Below are 1,658 nucleotides of genomic sequence, written 5' to 3'. Positions count from 1 at the left end.
TCTGGATAATAAATCTATCTCGAGCAGCTATTTTCAGCGCTAACTACGTTGAATTTACTTGCAATAGGCCAGCTATTGACGCGTAAGTTCGCCTTGTTTTCACTGAAGATCTCTGGCTAGAGAAAAAAATTTAAATATCATTATGATTCAATATATTAGTAAATATCTTAACCAGAGTTCAGGTTATTTATTTTTCGTTAACTATTAACTGCATTTGCTCGCTCACCCAACCAAGCGCTTCGTGATAGGCATCGGGCACTTTGCCTCCTAGATTTAGCTCCTTAGTCATTTCGTTTGCTGCTGACCAATTAGCTTGCTCGTAATATTTTACTAGGTTTAAGTATTTAGCGAGTAGCCCTTCATTTTTGAGCAACGCCGCTTTTATTTCATCAGACAACGGTAACTTACTCATTACGCTTTCCATGCTTTGATCTAAAATAGCATCCATTAATGACATCATACCAGTCAAAAAGGCCATGCCAGTATCTTTAAACTGTCCATGAGATATTGCGAGCAACTCGGCGAAGCGAGCACGAGTAAGTGACAATCGAAGCAGCTCAACGGGTTTATCAGCAGAGACTTGTGCTGCAAATAATAAGCAGAGCAATTTTTTTATTTCATTTGCACCGAGTATGATAAGTGCTTGCTTAATGGTGCTTACTTCAGCGCGTTTTGCAAATGCAGCTGAATTGGAATAACGCAGCAATTTATATGATAAATTTACGTCGCGTTCAAATACATCCGTAATCTTTTGTAAATTGATTTCAACGCTTGAGGTTTCATAAAGTAACTCAGCTAATGCCATTTCAGATGGCGGCAATGCTTTACTTTGAACCATTTCAGGCTTTGAAAAGAAAAACCCTTGAAAATAATCAAACCCGAGCTCTAAAGCTAAATTATACATTTCGTGAGTTTCTACTTTTTCAGCAAGTAATTTGATGTGCGGATATTGTTTTAAATCAGTAATAATGTCTTGAATATTGTCGGTATCTAACGTTAAAAAGTCGATTTTAATAATATCGATAAATGGATAAAAATGCCGCCAAACTGGTTGGTGAGTATAATCGTCCAATGCCAGAGTATAGCCTTTGCCTTTTAAATCTTTAACAATAGCGAGTAGGCGCTTACCAGGCTGGATTGTTTCTAAAATTTCAACAACGATAGCGTCTTTACCCAGTATTGTTGGGTAACCTTTTAGCAGTGTTTCTAAAGTGAAATTTATATATGCTGGTTTATTGTCTGTTAAATCTTCTAGACCAAAGTTAAATTGGCTGCCTTCGATTAAGCGTGTTGTTGCTTCATCTCCATCTATGTTGGGAAATACGTTGTCTACACCATCACGAAATAAAAGCTCGTAACCAATAAGCTCTTTGTTGCGGTTTAAAATAGGCTGGCGTGCAGCATAAAAATACATAAACATTCCGTATGAGTAGAGATAGTAATTAGTGTAATAATATATGGTAAAACATTCAAAATAGCATTATGTAAATGTTTAGTATTAGGGCGTGTTGACCTTTGTAGATTGAAATTTGTTCAATCTAGGGGCGATTTAATCGCGGCGCGAGGTTTGTAACCTAGTGGGCTAAGTAAAAACCGAGCAACAAAGAGTTAATCGTCCCTAGAAAGAACCCTTCGGGCAGCGCATGTTTGGCATTTAT

The 1,658-nt window shown here is 37.2% G+C and carries 1 protein-coding gene; it reads right to left on the bottom strand.

The features are described 5' to 3' along the window. Positions 1-187: 187 nt before the first annotated feature. A complete protein-coding gene (locus CWB66_RS21180; RefSeq protein WP_138586979.1) occupies positions 188-1,414 on the bottom strand; it encodes an EAL and HDOD domain-containing protein in 1,227 nt (408 codons plus the stop codon). Positions 1,415-1,658: the final 244 nt, after the last annotated feature.

The sequence above is a fragment of the Pseudoalteromonas sp. S558 genome, assembly GCF_005886635.1.
GTDB lineage: Bacteria > Pseudomonadota > Gammaproteobacteria > Enterobacterales > Alteromonadaceae > Pseudoalteromonas > Pseudoalteromonas aliena.
Note: the sequence above shows the minus strand (reverse complement) of the source record. Positions and strands in the feature narration are given on the sequence as shown.